The sequence below is a fragment of the Corallococcus sicarius genome (assembly GCF_003611735.1).
Taxonomy (GTDB): Bacteria; Myxococcota; Myxococcia; order Myxococcales; family Myxococcaceae; genus Corallococcus; species Corallococcus sicarius.
The window spans coordinates 1-633 of sequence record NZ_RAWG01000693.1 but is presented as its reverse complement, the minus strand read 5'-3'; the positions used below and the strand labels follow the sequence as shown (position 1 = coordinate 633).

The following is a 633-nucleotide window of genomic DNA, read 5'->3' as shown; positions in this document are numbered from 1 at the left end:
GGCCGGGGCCGCGGGGGCCGTCTCCAGGTCCTTGAGGTTCTTCACGACGGTGCGCCCCTGGGCGTCCACCACCTTGAAGTTGGTGTCCGCGTCCTCCAGCTCCGCGGACTCCTCGTAGAGGCGCGCGAACGCCCGGGCCACCGACGTGCGCCCCGCCACGTTCGCCACGATGCGGCACTTGGACAGGGCCCGCAGCTCGTCGAGCACCCGCACATTGAGCGGATCCGACATGGCCACCACCAGCGTCTTGCCGTCGTCGCGCAGTTGGAGCGGCACGACGGAGAAGTCGCGCGCCGTCTGCGACGGAATCTTCGCCTTCACGTGCGGAGGAACCATCTGCACGGCGTCCAGGTTCACCGCCGGCATGCCCAGCTGCTTCGACAAGGCACGCACGAGGAGGTCTTCGGAGACGAAGTTCATCCGGACGAGGATCTCGCCCAGCTTGCCGCCCCACTTCGCCTGCTCGGCGAGCGCCGCCTTGAGCTGGCCCTCCTGCAGGACGTTCGCCTTGATCAGCAGTTCTCCGAGCTTGATCTGTGCCATGTCGTGCGCGTCAGTGTACCCGACTTGGGCCGGGACGCTGCCTTTCGACGCCTGGAAGGTCAGGAACCCGGCGCCGGGGGTGGCGGGGAC

At 68.4% G+C, this 633-nt stretch carries 1 protein-coding gene; it reads right to left on the bottom strand.

Annotated elements, in window-relative coordinates; all coding sequences use genetic code 11:
• A partial coding sequence (locus D7X12_RS41735) for a cyclic di-GMP-binding domain-containing protein, MshE-related (RefSeq protein ID WP_120630594.1) occupies nucleotides 1–543 on the bottom strand: 543 nt, incomplete at its 3' end.
• Between the last annotated feature and the right edge of the window lie 90 nt (nucleotides 544–633).